Raw genomic sequence first — 20250 nt, 5'->3', positions numbered from 1 at the left:
TCGGTCACTCCCGCCCCGTCCGTGACCCTAGGTGATCTCACTCAGAAAGAGAACGATCTTTTACGGTCAGCAAGCGTCCCGATCCGGCCCGCAGGCCGCCCCGCGGAGCCAGCCCACCCCCCGACCCCAGCCCGGCGCCGCTTGCCGTATCCCAGGTGATTGCGGAGGATTCCGCTTGGGGACCGGGGCCCCCGTGCCGGGATCGGCAGGGGCGGACCGCTACCCGGAGTGCGAACAGGAGACAGCGATGTCCCACCAGGCTCACCCCCCTTCCCAGGCCGCCGAAGAGGCCGCTGAGCCCGAGACCCCGCATCTCGACTTCGCCGGTACGACGCCGTACGAGGACTACGTCCGCGCCGACGTGCTCACCCACCTCCAGCACACCCTCTCCGACGACCCCGGAGAGATGGTCTTCCTGGTCACGACCCAGGTGATGGAGCTGTGGTTCACGGTGATCACGCACGAGTGGGAGACCGCCGCGACGGCGCTCCGCTCGGACGACGTGCCCACCGCCATCGCCGCGCTGAAGCGTTCCGTACGCGAGCTGGACGCGCTGAACGCGTCCTGGCGTCCGCTGGCCCAGCTCACCCCGGCCCAGTTCAACTCCTACCGTTCCGCCCTGGGGGAGGGATCGGGGTTCCAGTCGGCGATGTACCGCCGGATGGAGTTCCTGCTCGGCGACAAGTCCGCGTCGATGCTCGTCCCGCACCGGGGCACCCCGCGCACATACGCCGAGCTGGAGAAGGCGCTGCACGAGCCGAGCCTGTACGACGAGGCGGTACGGCTCCTCGCCCGGCGCGGGCACGCCGTCCCCGCCGAGGTGCTGAACCGGGACGTGTCCCGGCGGTACGAGCCCGTCGACGCGGTCGAGGCCGCCTGGACGGCCGTGTACTCCGGTGACCCCGACACCGACCTCGCCCGGCTCGGGGAGGCGCTGACGAACGTCGCCGAACTGGTCTGGCGCTGGCGCAACGACCACCTGGTGGCGACCCGCCGCGCGATGGGCTCCAAGGCCGGCACCGGCGGCTCCGCGGGAGTCGCCTGGCTGGAGAAGCGGGCCCGCAAGAACGTGTTCCCCGAGCTGTGGACGGCGAGGTCCCATGTCTGACCGTACGGAACTGACCCTGCGTGCCGAGGAGTTGGACGCGACCGACCCACTCGCCGGACTGCGCGACCGGTTCGTCCTCGACGACGGCGTCTACCTGGACGGCAACTCCCTCGGCGCGCTCCCCGCGCACGTCCCCGACCGGATGCGGGACGTACTGGCCCGCCAGTGGGGCGAGTTGCGCATCCGCTCCTGGGACGAGTCGGGCTGGTGGACCGCGCCGGAGCGGATCGGTGACCGGATCGCCCCGCTGATCGGCGCCGGTCCGGGCCAGGTCGTGGTGGGCGACTCGACAAGTGTCAACGTGTACAAGGCACTTGTGGCCGCCGTCCGGATGGCGGGGGAGGGCCGGGACGAGATCCTGGTCGACGCGACCACGTTCCCCACGGATGGCTATATCGCCGACTCGGCCGCCCGGATGACGGGTTGTGCCCTCCGCGCGCTGGCCCCCGCCGAGATCCCGGCCGCCCTCGGCCCGCGTACGGCGGCGGTGCTGCTGAACCACGTCGACTACCGCACCGGCCGCCTGTACGACCTGCCCGCGCTGACGGCGGCCGTGCACGGCGCCGGTGCGCTGGTCGTCTGGGACCTGTGTCACAGCGCGGGCGCGCTGCCGGTCGGGCTGGACGCGCACGGGGTGGACCTGGCGGTCGGCTGCACCTACAAGTACCTGAACGGCGGCCCCGGTTCGCCCGCGTACCTGTATGTCCGCCGCGATCTCCAGGACCGTTTCGACTCGCCCCTGCCGGGGTGGAACTCGCATGCCGAACCCTTCGGGATGAACCCCGAGTACTCCCCGGTGCCGGGTGCGCGGCGCGGGCGGGTCGGCACGCCGGACATCCTCTCCATGTTGGCGCTCGAAGCGGCGCTGGAGGTGTGGGACGGGGTGTCCGTGGACGCGGTGCGCGCGAAGTCGCTGACGCTGACGGACTTCTTCCTGGACTGCGTGACCGCGTACACCGGGCCCGGCCGGGTGGAGTGTGTGACGCCGCCGCGGCACGAGGAGCGGGGCAGCCAGGTGGCGCTGCGCTGCGCGGACGCCGGTGAGGTGATGAAGCGGCTGATCGACCGGGGCGTGGTGGGCGACTTCCGCCACCCGGACGTGCTCCGCTTCGGCTTCACCCCGCTGTACATCGGTTTCGCGGACGCGGAGCGGGCGGCGCGGGTGCTGGGGGAAGTGCTGGCGTAGACGCGGGGGCACCCGGGGGGCTGTGCGGAGGGACGAACTCCGCACAGCCCCCCTTTGCCTCACCCTGGGTGACATCCCCGTGTCCGCGCACGTCACGGGCCTGATACCGTCCCGGCCAACGGCCGAATCCCCACCGTGGCCCTGGTCCGCCAAACCCCTTACACAGCCGGAAGGTTGGAGCATGCCGGAGGACGCAAGCGCAGCCCGTGCCGCCGAGGAGGAGTCGGCGTTCTCCCATCCGCCCGTCGACCCCGACGCGAGCGCCCCCTACGGGGAACACCCCGACCAGGTGATCGACTTCTACGCCCCGCGCACGGAGGTGGCGTCCGCGCCGCTGGTCGTGCTCCTGCACGGCGGGGCGTGGCGGGCCCGGTACGACCGGCGGCACATCACGCCGTTCGCGGACTTCCTGGCGCGGCGCGGTTTCGCCGTGGCGAACGTGGAGTACCGGCGCGGCGGGCCCGACATCCCGGCGCAGAGCACGGGTGGGGAGCCGTCGCCCGTACCCCCGGCGGGCCGCTGGCCGGAGACCTTCGACGACATCGCCGCCGCGCTGGACGCGCTGCCTGAGCTGGCCCGCGAGGCGCTGCCGGGTGCGGACGCCCGGCGGACGGTGCTCACCGGGCATTCGGCGGGCGGCCACCTCGCGCTGTGGGCGGCCGCGCGGCACGTACTGCCGGCCGGCTCGCCCTGGCGCACGGCCCGCCCGGCACCTCTGCGCGGGGTGGTCGCGCTGGCGCCGATCGCGGATCTGGGGATGGCGGCGAAGCTGGATGTCTGCGCCGGTGCCGCCGTGCAACTCCTGGGCACACAGGACGAGTTCGCGGAGCGCGCCCCGCACGCGGACCCGGCCCTGCTCCTCCCGACGGGTATCGCCACGACCCTGGTGCAGGGCCGTGCCGACGACGTCGTCCCCTACGCGGTGGCGGAGTCCTTCGCGGACGCGGCGGCCAGGGCCGGTGAGGTCGTCGGGGTCACGCTGCTGGAGGACGTGGGCCACTTCCCGCTGATCGACCCGGCGGCGGACGCGTGTGCGGTGGTGACCGAGGAGATCACCCAACTGGCGTTCTAGCTAGAGGTGACCGTCGCCCGAGGGCCGAGTACCCCGGACGATCAGCGTGCCGAGTTCTCCAGGCTCCTGACCGGGGACGACCTCGGCCTGGACGTCGAGGAAGCCATGGCGCTTGAGGAGGTCGGACCACTGGGGGGCGGTGAACTGCCAACGATGGACGACCAGTTCGTTGGACCTCCCCTCCAGCCACCGCCCGCCCATCTCCTGCGCGCCGTACTGCCCCACGATGGGCTCACGGTGGGAGAAGGCGAACACGCCACCCGGCAGCAGCCGTTGAGCGACGAGAGGGAAGAGGACATCGGGGTCGGTGAACCAGACCGCGCCCCAGGTCGAGTAGATGGCGTCCCACTGACGGGAGTCGGCCGCGAGGAACGCGCAGACCTCGGCGTGCACGAACCGCAACCCCGGCAGGTCGGACCAGAACCGCTGGGCGCGGGCCACTTGGGTGGCCGAGAAGTCCACCCCCGTCACCCGCACGCCCCGGCGCGCGAGGAACGCGGCGTTCTCCCCCTCGGCCGGCCCCAGATCAAGCGCGCTGTCCGGCTGCCCGAGCACCTCGGCACCGGGCCCCTGCCCGGACACCCCGGTCCACTCGAACCGCTCGGCCACCGGCCGCGGCTCCTCCCCCTGACCCCGGTAGGGCCGGTACTTGTCCCAGTACTCTGCCGGGGTCGCAGGGGCGGCGCTGGTCATATGGGCCCTCCGGGGCAGGTGCGTTTCCGGAGCCGCCAAGCTACCCGGCTGCCCTCCGCGACGGCCCCGGAAGACCGAAAACGGTCACATATGCCCGTGAAAAGGCGCGAGGCCGTCCGGTGGCGGCCTCGGGCCTGTGGGGCCCTACCGGCTCAGTGGCAGTCCGAACCGGGCCTGCACGGACCACACTTGGCGTAATCGGCCTCCCACAGGGACCAGTCCACGGGGAAGCCGTTGGCGGCGATGATGTGCGCGGTGCGTTCGACGGAGCCGTCGTGCTTGAAGGCGATCTCCGGGATGTGTTCGAGGAAGCCGCCGTTGAAGTGGCGGGCGCAGAACTCCCGGTAGTTGCGGGTGTCCAGGATGAACGTGTGCACGGCGATGTCCACGATCCTGCCGCAGCACAGCTCAAGACCCTGGCCCCACTTCTCCATGGCGGTGATGAGGTAGGAGACGGCGGCAGCGAACAGACGCTCGGCCATCACCTTGGCGAACGGGTTGTCGCGCATGAGGAGGGTGACCTCGCGGTCCCACACCTCCGGCGTCACGTAGTCCCGCGGATCGCGGGTGGGCTCGTCGTGCTCGGGGTCGCGGGTGACCCACGCTGTTGCCATGGTGCCCTCCGAATCTGCGGGATGCCGCTGCGGTGCGGCGCGGGCGCGATATCCGTCGAGGTAACGGTGACGCTACGGAGCGTGTATGTACAGAGGGCGGTCGATGTCGTGGGGCGGTGGGGGGCCAAGGACGCCAATGGTGTTCGGGAATGGTGGAACGCGGGGTGGTTCGGGAGCCCTCGAATCCCCGGTGCCAGTCCTGAGCCAGGAGAGTCAGAGGTGGTTGAACGGGTCGGGGTAGGCGAAAGCGCCCCGCAGGGCCGGTTCGTACGTCGTCAGGGTGCGGATCTGGAAGTGGTCGCCCCAGTGGGGGTCGGGCGGGGTGATGTTCAGGTCCGTGCCGGGGCGGAAGCCGAAGCGGGTGTAGTACGCGGGGTTGCCGAGCAGGGCGACCAGGGGTTCCCCGGTCGCGTCCGCCGCGCCCAGTACGGCGTGGACCAGGGCCAGGCCCACGCCCCGGCGTTGGTGGGCCGGGTGCACGCTGAGGGGGCCGAGGGCGAGGACCGGGCGGGTAGCGACGTGCCCGCGGGTGCAGACGACGTGCCCGGCGATCTCCCCCTGGTCACCGGCCGCGACCAGTGACAGCGCCGGGAGCCAGGCCCCGCAGGTCCGCAACTGGTCGAGGAGGCGGGCCTCGACGGGGTCCGGCGTGTCCGGCCCGGCGAACGCGGCGGCGGTGACCGTGCGCACCTCGGGCTCGTCGGCGGGCTCTTCGCGTCGGATCAGCATCGGGACAGTCTGGGCGGCTGGACGGCGGTACCGCAACGGTGTTTGTCCGGCCGGGCCGCCGCCCGGAACTTCACCCTTACGAGTCGGGCGCTAGGTTGACGTCGATGTTGCCGCCGCCGGTGCGGATGGTCACGTGGTGGGGTGAGGACGGGTCGGTGGGGACCGAGACGGTGCTGCGCCCGCCGGCGGTGCTGGCGTCGACGGCGTAGGGGGTGCGCGGGAGGCTGACCTCGACGTTCCCGCCGCCTGATTCCGCGTCCAGGGTCGTCGGGGGCTTCGTCAGGGACGCCTCGATGTTGCCGCCGTCCGTCCGGGCGGAGAGGGTCCTGGGGGCCGTGTCGGTCACGCGTACGTTCCCGCCGCCCGTCCGTGCCTTCATCGCGCCGTCGATCTCCCGGACGGTGATGTTGCCGCCGTCCGTGTCCAGGGCCAGGGTCGTGCCTGGGGGTACGGAGACGGTGTAGTTCACCCCGCAGTCGTGGCAGCTCGGGGCGGTCAGGGTGAGGCGCCCCTCGCTCACGGAGTGCTCGGTACGGGGCTTGTCGCCGGCGTACCGGATCTTCTCCGTGACGCGGGCGCCGCTGCCCTCGCCTGGGACGACGTCGATGTTGCCGCCCCTGGTCGTCACGCTCAGCGCGGTCACCTTCGCGTCGATCCCGTACTGGGACGTCGCCGACTTGTTCTGCATGGAACAGCCTCCGAGCGCGGCCCCCGCCACGACCACGGCCACCCCGGCCCCCAACAGCTTCGACTTCATGCTTCCCCCTTGGTTCCCCCCGCCCCCCACAGGTAGCAGGCACCGTCCGGCGAGGAGCGTGAACGGCATGATCCCGCCACCGGAATGACGAGAACCCGTCAGCGCGGCCCCGTTCGGCGAGAAGCTCCCCATCCCGGCTGACTCACGGCGCCGGCACCACCAGCCCCCAAGCCCCCTCCGCCACCCGCCAGGTACGCCGCCGCACCGGACCGGAGGTCTCCGCGTCGGCCCGGTAGTGGAAGTCCTCGCCGGTCACGGTGACCGTGCGCCCGCAGGAGCGGACGGGGGAGGACTCGGCGCCCAGGGACACCGGGCGGATCTCCACCTCCGCCACCCCGCGCACCCCCGGCGTCACCGACACCGACTCCACCGGCCGGTCCAGGTCGATGACCGTGACCCCGTCGACCTCCACCCGGAGCCGGGCCGGGCGGGCGGCGAGGGTGCGGACCAGGGTGCGCAGCCAGGGGCGGGCGCCGACGCCGACCGGTTCGGCGGGCACGGACGCGGGCGGTATGCCCAGCGAGCCGAGCACCACGCCGTCGCTGTCGTCGACCAGGAGGTCCAGTTGCCGGGACACGCCCTCCAGCACCGCCCGCGCGGAGGCGACCGGACCGCCCGGCACGCCGAGGGAGCGGGCCAGTCCCGCCGACCCGACCGGCACCACGGACAGCGCACATCCGGCCAGCTCCCGGTGCCGGTGCAGCAACTCCACCGCTCGAACAAGCGCTCGATCGTCCCCGATGACCACCGGCCGCCGCGACCCGCGCCGCCCCAGCGCGCGGGCGAATTCCTCCGGCCCGTCCGGGAGACACACCTTCGCCGCCGCCCCCGCGCTGAGCACGTCTTTCGCTATCCGCACGGACTCCCCGTCCGTGTGCCGGGCCAGCGGATCGATGATCACAAGGAGCTGATCGGACGTCGCGGAAGTCGCCACCTCGGTCCTGCCTCGCTTCCTCGGGTAGCATCTTTGTGCAAGAGCCCCTTGCGCTATTGCGCCAGGGGCTTCGTCTATTCCGGGGCATCCGGTCCGACGGTCGCGCGGCCGAAGACGGTCGCGGTGGTAAGCGGCGATGAACCATACGCCCATACCCCGACCATGGACATGCCCCGCCCGGAAGGGGTGTACGCGCGTGCCCGCACTTGTGCTGCTCGGTGCTCAGTGGGGTGACGAAGGCAAGGGGAAGGCGACCGACCTGCTCGGTGGCTCGGTGGATTATGTAGTGCGCTACCAGGGCGGCAACAACGCCGGCCACACGGTCGTCGTGGGCGACCAGAAGTACGCGCTCCACCTCCTCCCCTCCGGAATCCTCTCACCCTCCTGTACGCCGGTCATCGGCAACGGCGTCGTCGTCGACCCGTCGGTCCTGCTCTCCGAGCTGAGCGGTCTGAACGAGCGCGGCGTCGACACGTCGAAGCTCCTGCTCAGCGGAAACGCGCACGTCATCACGCCCTACCACGTCAGCATGGACAAGGTGGCGGAGCGTTTCCTCGGCAAGCGGAAGATCGGCACCACCGGCCGGGGCATCGGCCCGACCTACGCCGACAAGATCAACCGCGTCGGCATCCGGGTCCAGGACCTCTACGACGAGTCGATCCTCACCCAGAAGGTCGAGGCGGCGCTCGACGTCAAGAACCAGATCCTCACCAAGCTCTACAACCGCCGCGCCATCGCCGCCGACCAGGTGGTCGGGGAACTGCTCGGCTACGCGGAGCAGCTCAAGCCCTACGTCGCCGACACCGTCCTGGTCCTCAACCAGGCGCTGGAGGACGACAAGGTCGTGCTGTTCGAGGGCGGTCAGGGCACCCTGCTCGACATCGACCACGGCACGTACCCCTTCGTCACCTCCTCCAACCCGACCGCCGGCGGTGCCTGCACCGGCGCGGGCGTCGGTCCGACGAAGATCAGCCGGGTCATCGGCATCCTCAAGGCGTACACCACGCGGGTCGGCGCCGGTCCGTTCCCGACCGAGCTGTTCGACGAGGACGGCGACGCGCTGCGCCGCATCGGAGGCGAGCGCGGTGTCACCACCGGCCGCGACCGCCGCTGCGGCTGGTTCGACGCGGTGATCGCCCGCTACGCCACCCGCGTCAACGGCCTCACCGACTTCTTCCTCACCAAGCTCGACGTGCTCACCGGCTGGGAGGAGATCCCGGTCTGCGTCGCCTACGAGATCGACGGCAAGCGGGTCGAGGAACTCCCCTACTCGCAGACCGACTTCCACCACGCGAAGCCGGTCTACGAGACCCTGCCCGGCTGGTCCGAGGACATCACCAAGGCGAAGTCCTTCTCCGACCTGCCGAAGAACGCGCAGGACTACGTCAAGGCGCTGGAGGAGATGTCCGGCGCGCCGATCTCCGCGATCGGTGTCGGCCCCGGCCGTGACGAGACGATCGAGATCAACTCGTTCCTCTAGGCCGCACTGCCGGTACGCGGGTACGCCCGCCGGTCCGCCCTATGGGCGCGTCCGGCGGGCGTTCCGCTGTCCGGCGCGGTGGAATCCTGTCCATGAGCAACGACCGGCAGCTGTGCGGGGGGCCCTACGGCGAGGCGTCCGAGTGCGGGGACCCCGCGGTGTTCGAGGTACGGCGGCACAACCGGCCATCCCTGCCGGTGTGCCCGCTCCACCTCGGCCCGTCCCTGTTGATGGGATCGGGCGTGCTGTGGCCGCCGGAGATCAGCCTCGTCGCGCGTCCGTGAGGAACGTGGTCCAGGCGGAGGGGGCTACGGCGAGAAGGGGGCCGTCGCTCTGCTTGGAGTCGCGGACGTGGATGGTGTCGGGGCAGGAAGCGACTTCGACGCACTGGCCGCCCTGGCCGTCGCTGTACGAGGACTTGTGCCAGGTGTACGCGGTTTCGACGCACTGGCCACCGGTGCTGTCGCTGTAGCTCGATTTGAACCACCGCAGGGTGCTGGTCATGTTCGCTCTTCTCCCGCCAACTTTCGAATGAGGCTCACCGAGTCCTCCGGGCTCAGAGCCTGTGTGCGGATCTTCGCATACCGGTGGCTGAGTTGCGCCACAGTTGCGGGGTCGCTCACTAGCTGACTCTGCTCCTGGCTCTCCAGGTACACCACGTGGTGGTGTTCCTCCGTCTCGACAAGCACCATGTTGCCCGCTGTCCCAGCGTGGCTACCCTTCAACCCTCGGTCCAGGGGCAGGACTTGGATGCTGACATTGTCCCTCTCGGCGTCCTCGGCGAGCGAGTGAAGTTGCTCTCGTTGGATCTCCCAGCTACCGAACGGCCGCCTCAACGCGGTCTCGTCGAGGATCAACTCGATCATGGCGGTCGGTTCCCGATCGAAGAGGCTCCTCCGGGCAAGACGGGCGTCGACCAGTTCCTCCAGCTTGGGGTCCGTGAGCTTGGGAAAGCTGCTGCCGATCAGCGCACGTGCGTAGTCCCGGGTCTGGAACAGGCCGTCGATCACGTAGGTCTGGTAGGAGGACAGCGTGACCGCCTCCGCCTCCATGAGAGCGAAATCCGCGAACTGCGGCGGGTACTTGTCCATGAGGATGAACTTCCGGGCCAGCTCGAAGAGGCCCATGCCATCTCCGAGCACCCGCTCCAGTTCCATCAGCATCTTGTCGCTGGCGGGCTGCGCGCACGTCTCCATCGCGCTGATCGCGGACGCGGTGTAGCCGATGAGGGCGCCCAACTCCTCCTGTGTGAGGCCCATCTGTTCCCGCCGTGCCTTCGCGAAGGCAGCGACCATCCGCGCCGTCCCGCTCGCCGCCACCTTGTTCGCCGCTCGCGCCATTGCGATCACCCCTGGACTCAACCGAACTCAACCGGGCTTCAACGATTGCCTCCGACTCCCGACCGTTCCGACGGGTCGACGGAGAGTCATGGAAACCGTAGCGTCGCGTGCCGAAACTGATTGCATGAATACGCAAAGTCACGCGGGCATCCAGTGGATTCCCGCCATGGGTATCCAACTCCGCAAGGCCGGGGTGCAGTTCGACGCGGTGCGGGTGGACGGGGACCGGGGCCGCGACATCGCGGACCGGATGGCCCGGATGACCGGGGGCGATCCGGGGCCGGTGATCGAGTCGGGGAGCGGGCGCAGGTGTGTCTATTTCCTGGTCCCGCCGGGGAGTACCGCGCACCACGCGTGGCCCGCCGAGGTCACCCGGCTCACCAGTGGCCCGTACCGGGTGAGCTACATCCCAGTACCGGCGCTGGACGGGCAGACGTGGCCGCTGAGCTGGCGGTTCCCGCCGACCGCGCCGGACCGGTTCGTGCACACGCGGCTGCTGCGGACGGCGCTGCTCGACGGGGTGCAGGCGCCGCCGGGGGAGGCGCTCAACTGAAGACGATCATCGAGCCCTGGGCGAGGGAGCGGGTGGCTGCGGCGTGCAGGCCGAGCCAGACGTGCCGCTCGCGGGCGAAGGGGCTCGGGTCGTAGGGCGCCGGTACGGCGGGCTCCTCCAGCTCGGTGGGGGCCGAGGGGGGTACCGGCGCGGCGGGCGGGTTGGCGGGGTCGATGCCGAGGGCCGGGGCGACCTGCTCCAGCTCCCGCAGGAGGGCGTGCGAGGAGCCCAAGGGGCCTCCCCCGGCCAGGAGTTCGTCGTTGGTGAGGGGCTGGGGGAAGTCCAGGGGGACGTAGGCGCCGGCGTGGTCGTAGTGCCAGACCAGGTGGGACTGCTGGGCGGTTGACTCAAACATTTCGAGCAGCTGCTCGTAATCGCCGCCCAGTTCCCCCACAGGGGTGACGGGCAGGCCGCAGAGCTGGAGGAGGTGGACGCGGCGCAGGAAGTGCAGGGCGTCGTAGTCGAAGCCGGCCACGGGGGCGACCTCGCCGTTGAGGCCAGGCATGTACTGGTAGACCGGGACCGGGGGGAGCCCGGCGGCGGCCAACGCGCTGTTGTAGACCGCGAGCTCCTCGGCGAACGGGTTGTCCGGCGTGTGGCACAGCACGTCCACGAGCGGCACCAGCCACAGGTCACAGGCCAAGAAGAACTCCTCGTATCGTCCCGCACGAGGGTTCCCCTCGCGCACGGGTGGACTGGGAAGCGTAGTCCGTGCGGCGGGGCATAGGAAAGCCCTATGCCCTCTGCTGCTATTCGGTCTTTGATTCCGCCCCTTTTCCGGTCCTACGGTGAAGCGACCCGCCGAGAAGCCGGCCGGGAATCGTCCGAGGAGAGGACCGAGGAAATGGCCACCACCGGGAACGTGACGGGAACACCGGAACTCAAGGGAAAGCGGGCCCTGGTCACCGGGGGTACGCGCGGTATCGGGGCGGCCGTCGTGGCCCGGCTCCTGGAGGCGGGCGCCGAGGTGCTGACCACCGCCCGGACGGAGCCGGACGAGGTGCCGGACGGCGTCCGCTTCGTGGCGGCCGACGTGCGGAGCCGGCAGGGCGCGGAGGACCTCGCGGCGGCGGCCGTCGACGTGCTCGGCGGGGTGGACATCCTGGTCCACAACGCGGGCGGCGCCAGCCCCTACGGGTCCGCCACCGCCATCCCCGACGAGGTGTGGCTCGACGCGCTGAACCTCAACCTGCTGGCCTCGGTGCGGCTCAACTCGCTGCTGGTACCCGCCATGCGGGAGCGGGGGTCGGGGGCGATCGTGCACGTCTCCTCGAGTGCGGTGTCCGTCACCGTCCCACCGCTCCTGCACTACACGGTGGCGAAGGCGGGGCTGGAGAACTACAGCAAGGGCCTGGCCGCCGAGCTGGCCCCGGCCGGGGTGCGGGTCAACACGGTCACTCCGGGCCGGGTCACCACCCCCGGCGGCGCGAAGGTGCAGGAGGAGTGGGCTGGGCTGGACCCGACGCAGGTGGGGGCCGGGTCCGTCGTACCGCTCGGGCGGGACGGCCAGCCCGACGACATCGCGCGGGCGGTCCTGTTCCTGGTCTCGGACCAGGCGAGCTGGGTGACCGGCAGTAATCTGGTCGTCGACGGCGGGGAATTCCCGCGCGGCTGAGCGGTATTCCGGCTGAATTCCGCTCAGGGGGCCGGTGCGGGGGAATTCGCCGAGGTCCAGTTCTCCTGGCGGAGGAATTCAAGCAGGGCCGTCTCCGCCGGGCCCGCAGGGTTCCGGACGACGGCGATGACGGGCTGGGCCACGGCGGGGGACACCGGGCGGGCGAGGTGCTCGTGGCCCGGGGGGACCGCCGAGGCGGGGACGAGGGTGACGCCGAGTCCCTGGGCGGCCCAGCGGACGGCGGTCGCGGTCTGGGAGACACGGGCGACCGTGCTGGGCTCGGGGTCGGTCTCCCGCAGCGCCTCCACGAGGACACCGTCCAGCGCGCTGTCCCGGTCGAAGCGCACCCAGGGCTCGCCCTTCAGCTGGCGCAACTGGACGCGTTGTTGGGCGAGTTCGGGGTGACCGGTGGGCAGTACCACCACGAACTCCTCTTCGCCGAGGTGGTGGGCGTCCGCGGGGGTCCGGTCGCACCTCGCCATCAGGGCGAGGTCCAGCACGCCCCGTCGGCGCAGCCGGTCCAGCTCGGCGGCACTGGGCTCCTCGGAGAGGGTGACCTCCAGCCGGGGGTAGCGGCGGCGCAGCGCGCCGAGCGCGTGGGGGAGCTGGCGGGTGCCGAAGCCCAGCTGCACCACGACCGTCAGCTCACCCACCAGTTCGGCGGTGTCGGCCCGCGCGGTCTCGGCCGCCCGGCGGGCGGCGTTCACCGCCGTCCGCGCCTCCCGCAGGAAGGCATGGCCGACCACGGTCGGCGTCAGCCCGGTCGGGGTGCGGGTGAACAGCTCCACCCCGAGATCCCGCTCCAGCCCCCTGATCTGCTGCGACATCGACGGCTGGGCGACCCGCAGCCGCTCCGCCGCCGCCGTGACCGAGCCGTCCTCGGCGACGGCCAGGGCGTATTCGAACTGGCGCAGGTTCATCGGGTCCCGTCCCTCCGTGCGGTCACCCCCGCTTGGGCCAACCCCTTCGCGGCGCCGGGGATTCCCCCCGTTCCCGGGCCGCCTCAGCCCTTGGGTGTGAATCCGGTGAGCGCGCCGCTCGACGTGCCGAGGGCCGCTAGCCTGATCTGCTCGAACATCTGGGGGAATCATGAGCAAGAGAGCGAGCGCCGTCGCGCTGTCGCTGCTGCTGGGCTGTGCGGCCACGGGCTGCGCCGGCACCCATGCGGACCCGCGGCCGCGCACGGTCACGGACCCGCGTTCGGCCGGGCGACTGCTCGACTCGGCCAACCGCACCATGAAGGCGCTGCGGTCGGTGACGATCACCACGGAGACGACCGCACCCGAGGGCGGCAGGATCTTCCTCAGCCGCAAGAGCACGGACCTCAGGCGCAGGTGCGCGTACCGGGCGACCTTCCGCTCGGGGGCCGAGATGGAGCAGCTCCGGACGGGCGGGACGGACTACATCCACGGCAACGACCGGTACTTCGAGATATGGGGACGGGACACGGTCCCCGCCGTGCGGCAGAAGCCCTGGCTGAAGAGTCCGGTCAGCGCGGAGCGGGACGTGGACGGCCTGCAGGAGTGCACCTGGCCGTTCACGTCCTTCGGCAAGCCCACGAAGGGCGCGCGGACCGAGCTGGACGGCCGGACGGCGATCCCGGTCGAGGTGCGGGACAAGCCCGGTCAGTCGCCCTTCGCGCGTGAGCCGGGCACCTACACCTTCTACATCGCGGCTGAGGGCACGCCGTACCTGCTGAAGCTCGGCTACAAGGGCCCCTACAACCACGTCACCACCGTGTTCAGCGACTTCGACAAGCCCCTGAACCTCCACACCCCGGCGCCGGCCGACACCCTGGACCTGAGCACGGTGCCGGCCCCCGGCTGACCCGCGGGCGGCGAACGCGGCCTAGTTCCTGGCGAGTTCCTCGACCATCTTCAAGGCGTGCGCGTTGGCGGCGGCAACGATGTCGCGGGCGGCCTCGGGGTCGTGGGCCGACAGCGCGTCGACCAGATCTATGTGGCCGGCCCACAGGCGGCCGCGTACCTCGGGGAGGCGGCGGAGGTGCTGGACCGCGCAGACCCAGGAGCGGACGCGGAGCCGGTGCAGGAACTCCGCGAGGTAGGGGTTGCCGAACAGCACGCTCAGCTCGCGCCAGAAGCGGAGGTCATAGCCGATGAGCACGGTGAGGTCGCCGGCCGTGTTCGCCCGCTGCGCCTCCTCGCCCCGGCGCCGTACCGTCGCGAGCGCGGCGACGGTCTCCGGGTCGGCGGCCTTCGCGAAGACGGAATGCCCCTGGCCGAGGACGCGGAACATGCCCTCGGTGACCAGCGAGCGGGCCTCGATCATGCCCCGGTAGTCGGCCAGCGAGTATGCGGGGACCCGGAAACCCCGGTGGTGGTCGGCCTCCAGCAGGGCCTGCGCCGACAGGTCGACCAGGGCCTCGCGTACCGGCGTCGCGGAGACCCCGTAGAGGTCCGCTATCTCCTTCACGGTGAACGCCCGCCCCGGCAGCAGTCGCCCGGCCAGCACCTCGTCACGCAGTGCGTCGGCGATCTGCTGCCGCAAGGTACTGCGCGTCACAGCGCCGTAGCCGGGCATCGTCCCGGGATCTCCTCACACGAATGGGGCCGCTCTCGTACGTCCGTGCCTATTCCCACAACCCCTTACGAGTTCGTCACCATACGCGTTCACCCCTGCCCAGCATCAGCCCCCGTGCCCTTTATGTGGGGCGGAACCGCATATGGCGCGGCTCTGTGCCAGCCCGTCGATCATCAGGCCCACGGTGAAGTCGAAGCGGTCGTGGCCGGTGCCCGAGGTCAGCTCGGCCGCGTGGCGGGTGGTGTGGGGGAAGGTGGCGGCGGGGAGGGTGGCGAGTCGGTGGAGGAGTTCGGCCCTGTCGGCGGGCCAGACCTCGTCGCCGTCCCCGGCCCTGCGGTGGGCCACGGCCAGCTCCAGGCAGTAGGCGGCGACGTACAGCAGCAGGGCGTCGATGGCCCAGGCCGCGCGCCGGGGGGCGATGCCGGCGCTGAGCAGGACCGCGAGCATGCCCTCGCTGACGCGGAGGGTCTCCAGGTCGGTGGGGGCCATGGCGAGGGCGGCGCGGGAGATGCCGGGGTACTTCAGGTACTGGTCCCGCAGCTCCTCGCAGACGCCTCGCAGCTGGTCCCGCCAGGCGGCGGGGTCGGGCGCGGGGAGGGTGAGCCGCGCGCAGAGGCGGCCGATGAGCAGCTCGTCCAGGTCGGCCTTGTTGACCACGTGGGCGTAGAGGGAGGCCGGGCCGGTGTCCAGCGCGGCGGACAGGCGGCGCATGGTCAGCGCGTCGTAGCCCTCCGTGGCGATGATGCCGAGCGCGGTGTCGACCACCTGGTCCACCGTGATGGGGTCCTTGCGGCGGCGGGGCCTCGCGTCATCGGCGGGCGGGGGCTGGTGGCGTGCGGTGCGGCGCTCTTTCGCGTTCACGGGATCACTATAACTTGACGCGAACGGTGTTCGTTTATAGAACGATGTTCGTGCATATGAATATGAGTGTGGATGTGACCGTGGTCGGGGCCGGGCCCGTGGGGCTTGTCCTCGCCGCCGAGCTGGCGCTCGCCGGGGTGTCGGTGCGGGTGCTGGAGCGGCGTACGGCACCCGACCCGGCGATGAAGGCGCAGTCCATCAACGTGCCGACGGCGGAGGCGCTGGACCGGCGCGGGCTCCTGCCCGCCCTGGAGCAGCTCCAGCGGGAGACGCTGGGGGAGTCCGGTCTCCGGTTCACCGGGCACTTCGCGGGCATGGCCCTGGACCCCGGCCTGGTGGACTGGGCGGACCCCGAACTCGCCGCGCACACCGCTGTGGAGGGGGCGCGGATGATCCCCCAGCCCCGGCTGGAGGCGCTGCTCGCCGGGTACGCCGAACGGCTGGGCGTGGTGGTGCGGCGCGGGGTGGCGGTGACCGCGCTGGAGGACACCGGCGAGGGGGTGGTGGTCGGCACCGACGCCGGTCCGCTGCGCACCGGCTGGCTGGTCGGCTGCGACGGCGGCCACAGCACCGTGCGCCGCCTGGCGGGCATCGCCTTCCCCGGCACGGACCCCGAGATCACCGGCTACCAGGCGGTGGTGGACATCGCCGACCCCGAGAAGCTCGCCGACGGCTGGTCCTGGTCCCCGCACGGCGTCTACCGCCACGGCCCCCAGCCCGGCCGCGTCGCCACCGTCGAGTTCGACGGCGGACCGGCCGACCGTACGGCTCCGGTCACGCGCGCCGACATCCAGTCCAGCCTGCGCCGCGTCTCGGGCACGGACGTCACGCTGACGGCCCTGCGCGCGGAGCCGACCCGCTGGACGGACAACACCCGCCAGGCGTCGGCCTACCGGCTCGGCCGCGTGCTGCTGGCCGGCGACGCGGCTCACGTCCACCCGCCCTTCGGCGGCCAGGGACTGAACCTGGGCGTGGGCGACGCGGTGAACCTGGGCTGGAAACTGGCGGCCGTGGTGACCGGCCGCGCGCGGGAGGGGCTGCTCGACACCTACGACGCGGAACGCCGTCCGGTGGGCGCGTGGGTGCTGGACTGGACCCGGGCCCAGATCGGCGTCCTGCGGGGCGACCCCAAGTCGGGGGCGCTGCGGGGCGTGGTGCGGGACCTGCTGGGGACACGGGACGGCACGACGTACGCGGTGAAGCAGATCGCGGGCGTCACGCAGCGGGTGCCCCTGCCGGGGTCCCACCCCTGGACGGGCCGCCACGTCCCGGACGTGCCGCTGAGCGACGGCTCCCGGCTCGCGGACCACGCGCACGCGGGCGGGTTCCTGCTGCTGGACCGCACGCCGGGGGCGGTGTTCGCCGAGTCGGCCCGGGGCCGGGCGCGCGTGGTCCGGGACGACGGCACGGGAGTGCTGGGCGCGCTGGTCCGGCCGGACGGGGTGGTGGCGTGGGCCACTGACGCCACTGACACCACCGACGCCCCTGACACCACCGACGCCCCTGACACCACCGACCCCGCCGGCCTGGAGGCCGCCCTGCGCCGGTGGGCCGGGGAAGGGCGCTGACCCGGGGCAGGTCAGGCCGACGTCGTGAACTCGTCCGCGGTGGACAGCGCGGCGTCCAGCGCCGCCAGGCCCTCCTTCAGTTCCGGCTCGGTGATGTTGCAGGGCGGGACCACGTGGGTGCGGTTCATGTTGACGAAGGGCCAGAGGCCGTTCTTCTTGGCGGTGGCGGCGAAGGCGGCCATGGGAGCGTTGACCTCGGCGGTGGCGTTGTAGGGGACCAGCGGTTCGCGGGTCTCGCGGTTCCTCACCAGCTCCAGGGCCCAGAACATGCCCGTACCGCGCACCTCGCCCACGCTGGGGTGGCGCTCGGCCAGGGTGGCGAGGGCCGGGCCGAGGACCGTCGCGCCGAGGCGCTTGGCGTTGTCCACGATGCCCTCGCGGGCCATCACGCCGATCGTGGCGACCGCCGCGCCGCAGGCCAGGGGGTGACCGGAGTACGTCAGGCCGCCGGGGTACGGGCGCTTGGCGAAGGTCTCCGCGATGGCGCCGGAGATGGCGACACCCCCTAGGGGGACGTACCCCGAGTTCACGCCCTTGGCGAAGGTCATCAGGTCGGGGACGACCCCCGAGAGGTCCGCCGCGAACCACTCGCCGGTCCGGCCGAACCCCGCCATCACCTCGTCCAGGACGAGCACGATGCCGTGCCGGTCGCAGATCTCGCGGACGCCGGCGAGATAGCCCGGCGGGGGCACCATGATCCCGGCCGTACCGGGGATCGTCTCCAGGATGACCGCCGCGACTGTGCCGGGGCCCTCGAAGGCGATCGTGGTCTCCAGGTGCTCCAGTGCGCGGGCGCACTCCTGCTCCTCCGTCTCCGCGTAGAAGCGGGAGCGGTACAGGAACGGGGCCCAGAAGCGGACGACGCCCGCGCTGCCGTTGTCCGACGGCCAGCGGCGGGGGTCGCCGGTCAGGTTCACCGCCTGCTGGGTGCCGCCGTGGTACGACCGGTACGCCGAGAGCACCTTCGGGCGGCCGGTGTGCAGGCGGGCCATACGGGTCGCGTGCTCCACCGCGTCCGCGCCGGCGTTGGTGAAGAAGATCTTGTCCAGGTCGCCGGGGGTGCGTTCCGCGATCAGGCGTGCCGCCTCCGACCGCGCCTCCACGGCGAACGCCGGGGCGAACGTCGTCATCCTCGCCGCCTGCTCCTGGATGGCGGCCACCACCTCCGGGTGCTGGTAGCCGATGTTCGTGAACACCAGGCCGCTGGTGAAGTCCAGGTAGCGCTTGCCGTCGTAGTCCCAGAAGTACGAGCCCTCCGCGCCGGCCACGGCCAACGGGTCGATCAGGTCCTGGGCGGACCAGGAGTGGAACACATGCGCCCGGTCGGCGGCCTTGACGGCCGCGCCGGTCTCGGGGTCGGGGGCGGGGGTCGGCTTCGGGTTCGGGTTCGGCTGAGGCGTCATGCGGGTGAGGGTAGGGGGTGCGGGTCGTTCTTCGACATCGGCGGAGTGTCGGGGGCGGGGGTGGGATGTGCGACAGGGTGCCGGGAGTGGGGGTGCCTTCGGCGGGGACGGGGGTGCCCTGTCCTCGGGGCGGGGGTTCGGGTAGGCGCGTGCTCACGCTCGTCGCGGACGGGGCCGATCACCACTGCGTGGTCGCGGTGGACCTGGCCCGGAAGCCGGGCGCCGAGGGGACGTTGCGGCTCACCGCGACCACGGTGACCTCCGGGGCGAAAACCCTGACACACACCCGCCCCGGTGTGTGACCCTGCTGCGATGTCCGGACTCAGCTTCGTGGAACCGGTGGGTGACGCCGCGCTCGCCGACTGGCGGCATGTCCACAACGTGATCATCCCGACCGCCGTCCTCTCCCCCGACGAGGTGCGCGAGCGGGCCGGGCGCAACCGCCTGGAGGTCGCCTACCTCGACGGCGAACCGGTGGGCTGCACGACCGTACGCCCGCCGTCCGGCGACGGCCCGGCCACGGCGACCGTGATCGCCAGGGTGCTCCCCGCCCACCGCCGTCAGGGCTTCGGCGAGCAGCTCTACCGGCGCGCGCTGGAGCGGGCCCGCGAGCTGGGCGCCGACACCATCGAGACCGTCGTCCTCGCCTCGAACGAGGCCGGCCTGCGCTTCGCCCGGACCCACGGCTTCACCGAGACCGACCGCTACGTCCTCCCCGGCGACACCATCCCCTACATCGACCTCCGCCTGACCTGACCGCCCCCGGGCCGGTGCTGCGAGAATCCCACCCCCCGGCCCCCCGGCCCCCCGGCGGGCCAGTGCTGGAGGGAGCCCGTTTCTGGTGGAACCCCGCCGGTGGGCCGGAGCCCCGGGAAGCTTCCGCTCCCTCGGCGGAGCCGTCAGCGGGGGTCCGGGGGGCGTTGGCGGGGCATGTTGGGGCGGGTGCCGGGGGGTGGGGAGAGGTAGCGGGAGACGGGGGCCGGGTCCACGGGCCGGGACGGCGGGGCGGGCGGGGTCACCGGCGGACGCCCTCCGCGGAACTCCCGCATCCAGTCCGTGGTCTCCGTGCGGACCAGCTCCGTCACGTCCTCCGAGAAGCGGCGCAGGATGCCCAGGCACCGTTCCGCCGCCTCCCCGGCCGTGCCCTCGGCGGGACCCAGCACCTCGCGCGCGCTCTCGGAGGCCCAGTCGAACTGGAGTGCCTGAAGGCGCCGTTGGACCGCCTGGGCCGTCCCCAGGTCCCGCATCCAGCCCGAGGTCAGCCCGAAGCACCGGTCCACGCCCGCGCACGCCGCCCCCGCCAGAAGCGCCAGGTAGCCCCAGGGTGCGCACCCCGACATCGCGCCGGTCGCGTCCAGCAGGGGGAGCGACGCGCCGACCACCAGCCCCGCCGCCGTACCGCCCCGCAGGGCCCGTGCCGTCCGGCGGCGCCACACCCGGTCCGCGAGGTACCAGTCCGCCGTACGGAGGGCCCCACGCTCCACCCAGCGGTACAGCTCGTCCAGGCGCTCGGCGGGCTCACCCCAGTCGCCGAGCGGCAGGATCTGCCCCACCAGATCACCGGCCAGCGGGGCGGCGGCGGTCCGTACGCCGCGCCGCGACACCCCGAAGCCCCACCGGGACGGGGCCCCGGCCGGCTCGTCCGGGCCCGGCGCCATGGCATAGCGGTCTCCCGGCCGGGACTCGGTCCCGCCCCCGGCCGGGTCGTCCCAACGGGGCCCGTCCGGACCGCGACCGGCCGGCCGTGGTCCGCCGGGCGCCTGATCACCGTGTCGAGAGCCGTCCGTACCAGGATG

The 20250-nt window shown here is 72.1% G+C and carries 24 protein-coding genes; 11 read left to right on the top strand and 13 right to left on the bottom strand.

Features of this window, described 5'->3' with window-relative positions; genetic code table 11:
• The first annotated feature begins 247 nt into the window (after positions 1-247).
• The 3 genes from ACFWN1_RS04350 (at position 248) to ACFWN1_RS04340 (ending at position 3366) form a co-directional block, all read left to right on the top strand.
• On the top strand, positions 248-1108 hold the full coding sequence (locus tag ACFWN1_RS04350; protein WP_384358035.1) for a tryptophan 2,3-dioxygenase family protein: 861 nt from the start codon (positions 248-250) through the stop codon (positions 1106-1108).
• Entirely contained in the window at positions 1101-2294 is a 1194-nt protein-coding gene (gene kynU, locus ACFWN1_RS04345) for a kynureninase (protein WP_384358033.1), read from the top strand. Before ACFWN1_RS04350 ends, kynU begins: the two co-directional genes overlap by 8 nt.
• Before the next feature lie 181 nt (positions 2295-2475).
• The gene (locus tag ACFWN1_RS04340) at positions 2476-3366 is read left to right on the top strand and encodes an alpha/beta hydrolase family protein (protein ID WP_384358031.1); all 891 of its coding nucleotides are present in this window, start codon (positions 2476-2478) and stop codon (positions 3364-3366) included.
• On the opposite strand, the gene ACFWN1_RS04335 is transcribed toward ACFWN1_RS04340, so the two are convergent.
• The 5 genes from ACFWN1_RS04335 to ACFWN1_RS04315 form a co-directional block, all read right to left on the bottom strand.
• Positions 3367-4059, bottom strand: a complete 693-nt coding sequence (locus ACFWN1_RS04335) for a class I SAM-dependent methyltransferase (RefSeq protein WP_384358029.1) — start codon at positions 4057-4059, stop codon at positions 3367-3369.
• 152 nt (positions 4060-4211) lie between these two features.
• Positions 4212-4673, bottom strand: a complete 462-nt coding sequence (locus ACFWN1_RS04330) for a hypothetical protein (RefSeq protein ID WP_384358027.1) — start codon at positions 4671-4673, stop codon at positions 4212-4214.
• Positions 4674-4886: 213 nt separating this feature from the next.
• The gene (locus ACFWN1_RS04325) at positions 4887-5402 is read right to left on the bottom strand and encodes a GNAT family N-acetyltransferase (RefSeq protein WP_384358025.1); all 516 of its coding nucleotides are present in this window, start codon (positions 5400-5402) and stop codon (positions 4887-4889) included.
• A 76-nt stretch (positions 5403-5478) separates the two neighbouring features.
• On the bottom strand, positions 5479-6159 hold the full coding sequence (locus tag ACFWN1_RS04320) for a DUF4097 family beta strand repeat-containing protein (RefSeq protein ID WP_384358023.1): 681 nt from the start codon (positions 6157-6159) through the stop codon (positions 5479-5481).
• A gap of 142 nt (positions 6160-6301) precedes the next feature.
• Positions 6302-7093: a diacylglycerol kinase gene (locus ACFWN1_RS04315; RefSeq protein ID WP_384358021.1), complete on the bottom strand. Its 792-nt coding sequence runs from the start codon at positions 7091-7093 to the stop codon at positions 6302-6304.
• 196 nt (positions 7094-7289) lie between these two features.
• On the opposite strand from ACFWN1_RS04315, the gene ACFWN1_RS04310 reads away from it, so the two are divergent.
• A complete protein-coding gene (locus ACFWN1_RS04310) occupies positions 7290-8573 on the top strand; it encodes an adenylosuccinate synthase (RefSeq protein WP_384358019.1) in 1284 nt (427 codons plus the stop codon).
• Between the two features lie 92 nt (positions 8574-8665).
• Positions 8666-8857, top strand: coding sequence for a hypothetical protein (locus ACFWN1_RS04305; RefSeq protein WP_384358017.1), 192 nt, complete (start codon positions 8666-8668; stop codon positions 8855-8857).
• Here the strand turns inward: ACFWN1_RS04305 and ACFWN1_RS04300 are convergent.
• Complete coding sequence (locus ACFWN1_RS04300; protein ID WP_384358015.1) at positions 8835-9077, bottom strand: DUF397 domain-containing protein; 243 nt, start codon at positions 9075-9077, stop codon at positions 8835-8837. The two genes, ACFWN1_RS04305 and ACFWN1_RS04300, sit on opposite strands and share 23 nt — an antisense overlap.
• Positions 9074-9913 (bottom strand): Scr1 family TA system antitoxin-like transcriptional regulator, encoded by an 840-nt coding sequence (locus tag ACFWN1_RS04295; RefSeq protein ID WP_384358059.1) that lies wholly within the window; start codon positions 9911-9913, stop codon positions 9074-9076. Before ACFWN1_RS04295 ends, ACFWN1_RS04300 begins: the two co-directional genes overlap by 4 nt.
• Positions 9914-10037: 124 nt before the next feature.
• On the opposite strand from ACFWN1_RS04295, the gene ACFWN1_RS04290 reads away from it, so the two are divergent.
• Positions 10038-10466, top strand: a complete 429-nt coding sequence (locus tag ACFWN1_RS04290; RefSeq protein ID WP_384358013.1) for a hypothetical protein — start codon at positions 10038-10040, stop codon at positions 10464-10466.
• On the opposite strand, the gene ACFWN1_RS04285 is transcribed toward ACFWN1_RS04290, so the two are convergent.
• On the bottom strand, positions 10459-11109 hold the full coding sequence (locus ACFWN1_RS04285) for a hypothetical protein (RefSeq protein ID WP_384358011.1): 651 nt from the start codon (positions 11107-11109) through the stop codon (positions 10459-10461). The two genes, ACFWN1_RS04290 and ACFWN1_RS04285, sit on opposite strands and share 8 nt — an antisense overlap.
• A 201-nt stretch (positions 11110-11310) precedes the next feature.
• Between ACFWN1_RS04285 and ACFWN1_RS04280 the strand changes: the two genes are divergently transcribed.
• Positions 11311-12081, top strand: a complete 771-nt coding sequence (locus ACFWN1_RS04280; RefSeq protein WP_384358009.1) for an oxidoreductase — start codon at positions 11311-11313, stop codon at positions 12079-12081.
• Between the two features lie 23 nt (positions 12082-12104).
• Here ACFWN1_RS04280 and ACFWN1_RS04275 read toward each other — a convergent pair whose 3' ends face one another.
• Positions 12105-13001 (bottom strand): LysR family transcriptional regulator, encoded by an 897-nt coding sequence (locus tag ACFWN1_RS04275; RefSeq protein ID WP_384358007.1) that lies wholly within the window; start codon positions 12999-13001, stop codon positions 12105-12107.
• 169 nt (positions 13002-13170) lie between these two features.
• Here ACFWN1_RS04275 and ACFWN1_RS04270 point away from each other — a divergent pair, with 169 nt between their 5' ends.
• Entirely contained in the window at positions 13171-13908 is a 738-nt protein-coding gene (locus ACFWN1_RS04270) for a hypothetical protein (RefSeq protein ID WP_384358005.1), read from the top strand.
• 21 nt (positions 13909-13929) lie between these two features.
• Here ACFWN1_RS04270 and ACFWN1_RS04265 read toward each other — a convergent pair whose 3' ends face one another.
• Positions 13930-14622: a GntR family transcriptional regulator gene (locus tag ACFWN1_RS04265; RefSeq protein WP_384358003.1), complete on the bottom strand. Its 693-nt coding sequence runs from the start codon at positions 14620-14622 to the stop codon at positions 13930-13932.
• Positions 14623-14727: 105 nt separating this feature from the next.
• A complete protein-coding gene (locus ACFWN1_RS04260; RefSeq protein WP_384358001.1) occupies positions 14728-15483 on the bottom strand; it encodes a TetR/AcrR family transcriptional regulator in 756 nt (251 codons plus the stop codon).
• 62 nt (positions 15484-15545) lie between these two features.
• Between ACFWN1_RS04260 and ACFWN1_RS04255 the strand changes: the two genes are divergently transcribed.
• Positions 15546-17051 (top strand): FAD-dependent monooxygenase, encoded by a 1506-nt coding sequence (locus ACFWN1_RS04255; protein WP_384357999.1) that lies wholly within the window; start codon positions 15546-15548, stop codon positions 17049-17051.
• Between the two features lie 11 nt (positions 17052-17062).
• On the opposite strand, the gene ACFWN1_RS04250 is transcribed toward ACFWN1_RS04255, so the two are convergent.
• Complete coding sequence (locus ACFWN1_RS04250; RefSeq protein ID WP_384357997.1) at positions 17063-18454, bottom strand: aspartate aminotransferase family protein; 1392 nt, start codon at positions 18452-18454, stop codon at positions 17063-17065.
• 149 nt (positions 18455-18603) lie between these two features.
• Here ACFWN1_RS04250 and ACFWN1_RS04245 point away from each other — a divergent pair, with 149 nt between their 5' ends.
• Entirely contained in the window at positions 18604-18756 is a 153-nt protein-coding gene (locus tag ACFWN1_RS04245; RefSeq protein WP_384357995.1) for a hypothetical protein, read from the top strand.
• Between the two features lie 10 nt (positions 18757-18766).
• On the top strand, positions 18767-19210 hold the full coding sequence (locus ACFWN1_RS04240) for a GNAT family N-acetyltransferase (protein ID WP_384357993.1): 444 nt from the start codon (positions 18767-18769) through the stop codon (positions 19208-19210).
• A 143-nt stretch (positions 19211-19353) separates the two neighbouring features.
• On the opposite strand, the gene ACFWN1_RS04235 is transcribed toward ACFWN1_RS04240, so the two are convergent.
• Complete coding sequence (locus ACFWN1_RS04235) at positions 19354-20112, bottom strand: SLATT domain-containing protein (RefSeq protein WP_384357991.1); 759 nt, start codon at positions 20110-20112, stop codon at positions 19354-19356.
• Positions 20113-20250 lie beyond the last annotated feature (138 nt).

It is taken from the genome of Streptomyces sp. NPDC058459, assembly GCF_042721685.1.
GTDB lineage: Bacteria > Actinomycetota > Actinomycetes > Streptomycetales > Streptomycetaceae > Streptomyces.
The sequence above is the reverse complement of the archived record's forward strand: the minus strand, read 5'-3'. Positions and strand labels throughout refer to the sequence as shown.